Below are 4,695 nucleotides of genomic sequence, written 5' to 3'. Positions count from 1 at the left end.
GCGGCGGCCCTGGAGGCCCCGTCGGAGTACGCGGTCCGCAAGATCCTCACCGAAGTCAACGCGAAGATCCGGGACATGATGTTCCGTCCGCCGCCGGGACCGCCGCTCGGCAAGAAGCCGTACGACGTGGAGGCGGTCGTCGAGGAGTGGCGCGCGCGCCGGAACACGCCCCCGGCGGACACCGAACGCCCCGCGTCCTGAAGGGACTTGGGCGGGCGCCGGGCCGCTGTACGACGGACCCGGCGCCCAACTCCCCTCACACGTGCAGCAACCGATCGCACAGCTCCCGGTAGTCCCGCAGCGCGAGCCGCAGTTGCTCGGTGTCGCCCGTCGCCGGAGCCCCGCCGTCCCCGGCCTGCCAGGCCCCGCGTACGGTCCGCCGCCTGCGCGTGATCGCCTCGGTGAACCGCGTCGCCAGTTCCTCCAGCACCTGATCGGCCTCGGCGACGGCTTCCCGGGGCTCGTCGACGAACCCGGCGAGCGCGTGCCGCATCTTCTGCTCCAGCTTGTCGCACTCGTCGCGGGGGATCAGCGGCGAGCCGTACCCCTTCTCGCGGGGCTCCCCGGTCTTCAGCGCCGCTGCGGGCGCGCCCGTGGGCATCCCCGTCGGCGTCTTCGCGGGTACGGCCGTGGCTTCCGGCGGATTCCCGGCGCCCGTGCGCCCCTGCGGCACGCCCTTGCGCGGCGTTCCCGTCTCCTCGCTCATCCCGCACCCTTCCTGTCTCGTCCTGTCCCGGCCCTCACTTGGCCTGGATCCGCTGGAACACCGCCGGTACACGACCGCTGCGGCCGGCCCGCGCCCTGTCCTTGTCGCGCGAGGCGGCGCGGGGCGCGCGGGCCAGCGCCTTCGGCTCGCCGATCAACTCCCCGAACAGGGCCCGGGCTTCGAGGACGGCCCGGCGCGCGTCCTCCGTGTCCGCGCCGCGCTCGCCGACCACGTGCCGCACGTGCCGGTACCCGTCGACGTGCCCGGCGTGGTGCACGGCCAGCGCCGCGACCTGCTCGTCGAAGTCGTCGGCCCGCGGATACCCGCGCGCGCCCGCCAACTCCCCGAGCAACTGGTCCACTTCGGCGGCGGCCTCCCGGGGCGACTCCACGAACCGCTCCTGCGCGGCCCGCCACCACTCCTGGAACTTCTCCTGCTCCCCGGCTTCGAGGGGTCGCTCCCGCAGACCCCCGTGGCGTTCGACGAGAGCCGTCAACTCCCGTTCGGCGGCCCGGACATCCCCGTCGTGCCGGGCCACGGCCCGCCCGTACTCGGGCCCGAACCGCCGCTTCAAGGACCCCCCGCCCTGGGTGCGGCGCACTCCGAGGAAACCCGCCGCGGCGACGACGAGCACGCCGACGACGATCAGAACGACGATCACGCCTGTGGACATGGCTGCCTTCCGGTGTCTCGGCCCAACGGGCCGGTTCTCCTTCCGGGTTGCCCGGAACCCGGCACACAAACGGCCGCTCCGTATATCGCTTGCGCCCCCGCCCGGCCGCGTCCGGAGAATGTCCCATGCCCTGGACGATCACCCCGGAACTCCCCGACTCCCCCACCGCGCGGGCCCTGTGGCGCGCGTACTACACGGAGGTGAGCGACCGCTGGTACCTCCGCCACGAGGACCGCACCACCGACCCCGCCGAGCTGGAGCGCGAGATCCACGCCCACACGGGCGCCGAACTCGCCCCGCCGCAGGGGACGTTGCTGGTGGGCCGGTACGACGGTGAGGCGGCCGGTACGGCGGGGGTGCGCTTCCTGGCGCCGGACACGGCCGAGTTGACCCGCGTCTTCGTGCTCCCGGAGCTGCGGGGCAAGGGCGGGGCGGCGCTCCTGGTGGGCGCGGCGGAGGACGCCGCCCGCCAGTTCGGGGCCGCGCGCCTGATCCTGGACACGCGCAGCGACCTGGTGGAGGCGAGGGCGCTGTACGCGCGGCTGGGGTACGCGGAGACGGAGCGGCACAACGACGGCCTCTACGCCGAGCACTGGTTCGCGAAGGCCCTCGGCTGAGACGGGGGCCCAACCGGCCTCGTCCTCACGCCCGTTGCGGCTGCTCCCGCACCGACCCGCACAGCTCCCCGGTCAACTCCCGTACCAGCCGCACCAGATCGGTCGGCCGGTCGGGCCCCCACCAGTCCCCCAGCATCTCCGCGAGCGACTCCTCCCGCGCCTCCGCGAGCCGTTCGGCGACCTCGCGCCCCCGCGCGGTGAGCCGCAGCTCCGTCCCCTCGCGCCGGGCGAGCCCGCTCTCCTCGATCTGCCGGGCCCCCTCGATGATCACGGCGAGCGGTACGGGGCTCTGGTCCGCGAGCCGCCCCGGCTCGACGCTGCCGTACTTCCTGATCCGCAGCAGGATCCAGCTCGCCGCCGGCAGCAGGTCGTACCCCGCGCGGGCGGTGATCGTCCGGTACACCTCCCGGCGCCCCTCGCGCGTGCCGAGGACGGACAGCGCCCGGCACACCTCGTCGTACGAGGACCGCTCGACGGGGTTGCTGGCGAGGGTCTGGGTGACGTCGGGCGCGGTCACCGAGGAGCGGAGCCGGTCCTCCTTGAGGAACCAGGCGAGGACGAAGCCGAGCAGCGCGACGGGCGCGGCGTACAGGAACACGTCGGTGATGGAGGAGGCGTAGGCGTGGAGGGCGGGTGGCCTTAGCGCGGGCGGGAGTTGGGCGATGCCGCGCGGGTCGGACTTCAGCGCGTCGGCGGTGAACCCCGCCGGCAGTCCTTCAACTCCCTTGAAAGCGGAGGCGAGTTTGTCGGAGAGGCGGCTCGCGAAGACCGTGCCGAACACGGCGACGCCGAAGGACGCGCCGATCGACCGGAAGAAGGTCGCGCCGGACGTGGCGACGCCCAAGTCCTCGTAGGACACGGCATTCTGGACGATCAGGACGAGCACCTGCATGACGAGGCCGAGCCCGAGGCCGAAGACGAAGAAGTACGCGCTCATCTCGCCGGTCGGGCTGGACTCGTCGAGGCGGTGCAGGAGGAGCAGGCCGAGGGTGGTGACGGCGGTCCCGGCGACGGGGAACACCTTCCAGCGGCCGGTGCGGCTGACGATCTGGCCGGAGAGGGTCGAGGAGATCAGCAGCCCGGCGACCATCGGCAGCATGTGGACGCCGGACATGGTCGGCGAGACGCCCTGCACGACCTGGAGGAACGTCGGCAGGTAGGTCATCGCGCCGAACATCGCGAACCCGACGATGAAGCTGATGACGGCGGAGAGCGTGAAGGTGCGGACGGCGAACAGCTTCAGCGGCAACACCGGCTCGGCGGCCCGGCGTTCGACGGCGACGAAGGCGGCGGCGAGCACAACTCCCAGCACCAGCAGGCCGATCACCGGGAACGAGGCCCACGCCCACGTCGTCCCGCCGAGGGAGGCGACCAGGACGAGGCAGGTGGCGACGGAGGCGATCAGGAAGGTACCGAGGTAGTCGATGACGTGGCGGGTGGTGCGGCGCGGGATGTGCAGGACGGCCGCGATGACGGCGAGCGCGACGGCGCCGACGGGGAGGTTGACGTAGAACACCCAGCGCCAGCTGAGGTGTTCGGTGAACACGCCGCCGAGCAGCGGGCCCAGGACGCTCGTAGCGCCGAAGACCGCGCCGAACAGGCCCTGGTAGCGCCCGCGTTCGCGGGGCGGGACGAGATCGCCGACGATCGCCATCGACAGGACCATCAACCCGCCGCCGCCCAGGCCCTGGAGTGCCCGGAAAGCGATCAACTGCGGCATGTTCTGGGCGGTTCCGCAGAGAGCGGAACCGATCAGGAAGAGCACGATCGCCGTCTGGAACAGTCGTTTTCGGCCGTACTGGTCACCAAGCTTTCCCCACAAGGGGGTTGCCGCGGTGGAGGCGAGGAGGTAGGCGGTCACCACCCAGGAGAGGTGTTCCAGGCCGCCGAGGTCGCTGACGATCGTGGGAAGCGCCGTGGAGACGATCGTCTGGTCGAGGGCCGCCAGCAGCATGCCCAGCAGCAGGGCACCGATCGACACCATGACGTTTCCGCCAACGTGTTCGCGGTGCGGATCCGCCGCGGCCGTCCGTGCGTCCAAGGCCATGGAGACCTCCCTCGGCTCTCGTGTCCCTTCCATGGTGGTCGGTGTCACCCGGAACGGCCTGTCGAACCGTGCGGGAGAGGATTTCCGGCCATCTCGGGGCCTGTGACGTGTGGTGCGATGGGGGCGTGCCATGAGTGTGGAGGATCTGCATAATTTCCGGAGTTCCCACGGGGAGGGGTGAAGGCGTGAACGAGCCGACGGAGCGCGAGGGACCCACCGGGCCACAGGGGCCGTACGGGCACCCCTGCCCGGAGTGCGGGGCCCTGCGTGCCGCCGACAGCACGCCGTCCTGCGACTGCGCGCAGCGGGCCGCCGAGACGCTGAAGGAGGCGCGGCTCGCGGACGCCGCCGCCGCGGAGGACTTCGATCCGCTGCGGATACGTCCCTATGTGGAGCTGGCGGGTACGGCGGGCGCGCCGGTCGCCGGGGGGCGTCCGCCCGGGCCGCCGGCCGACGCGACGATGCCGTTGCGGGCCGTTCCCGCCGCTGCGGAATCGTTTCCGGACGCGACGGCGACGGCCCCGTTGCCGAGGGTTCCGGGTGGCGGTGCCGGTACTCGGGGTGGCTCTGGAGAGCTACGGGTATCGGGGTATGACGGGGTCGCGCGGGGAGCGGGAGCGGGGGGCGTAGGACCCCTGGACGGCGTCATACC

The 4,695-nt window shown here is 72.5% G+C and carries 4 protein-coding genes and 2 pseudogenes; 3 read left to right on the top strand and 3 right to left on the bottom strand.

Annotation, left to right across the window (positions count from 1 at the left end; genetic code table 11):
- Positions 1-201: pseudogene (locus tag AOK24_RS20125) on the top strand (DnaJ family domain-containing protein); the annotation flags it as partial.
- A 55-nt stretch (positions 202-256) separates the two neighbouring features.
- On the opposite strand, the gene AOK24_RS52500 reads toward AOK24_RS20125, so the two are convergent.
- Positions 257-706 carry a hypothetical protein gene (locus AOK24_RS52500; protein ID WP_338060945.1) on the bottom strand — a complete coding sequence of 150 codons (450 nt, stop codon included), beginning with the start codon at positions 704-706 and terminating at the stop codon, positions 257-259.
- 34 nt (positions 707-740) lie between these two features.
- Entirely contained in the window at positions 741-1,379 is a 639-nt protein-coding gene (locus AOK24_RS20115; protein WP_055721448.1) for a hypothetical protein, read from the bottom strand.
- A 125-nt stretch (positions 1,380-1,504) separates the two neighbouring features.
- On the opposite strand from AOK24_RS20115, the gene AOK24_RS20110 reads away from it, so the two are divergent.
- Complete coding sequence (locus AOK24_RS20110; protein ID WP_055721447.1) at positions 1,505-1,996, top strand: GNAT family N-acetyltransferase; 492 nt, start codon at positions 1,505-1,507, stop codon at positions 1,994-1,996.
- 25 nt (positions 1,997-2,021) lie between these two features.
- Here AOK24_RS20110 and AOK24_RS20105 read toward each other — a convergent pair whose 3' ends face one another.
- The gene (locus AOK24_RS20105; protein ID WP_055721446.1) at positions 2,022-4,043 is read right to left on the bottom strand and encodes an MDR family MFS transporter; all 2,022 of its coding nucleotides are present in this window, start codon (positions 4,041-4,043) and stop codon (positions 2,022-2,024) included.
- Positions 4,044-4,228: 185 nt separating this feature from the next.
- On the opposite strand from AOK24_RS20105, the pseudogene AOK24_RS50860 reads away from it, so the two are divergent.
- Positions 4,229-4,695: pseudogene (locus AOK24_RS50860) on the top strand (peptidoglycan-binding domain-containing protein); the annotation flags it as partial.

This window comes from Streptomyces niveiscabiei, assembly GCF_001419795.1.
Lineage (GTDB): Bacteria > Actinomycetota > Actinomycetes > Streptomycetales > Streptomycetaceae > Streptomyces > Streptomyces niveiscabiei.
Note: the sequence above shows the minus strand (reverse complement) of the source record. Positions and strands in the feature narration are given on the sequence as shown.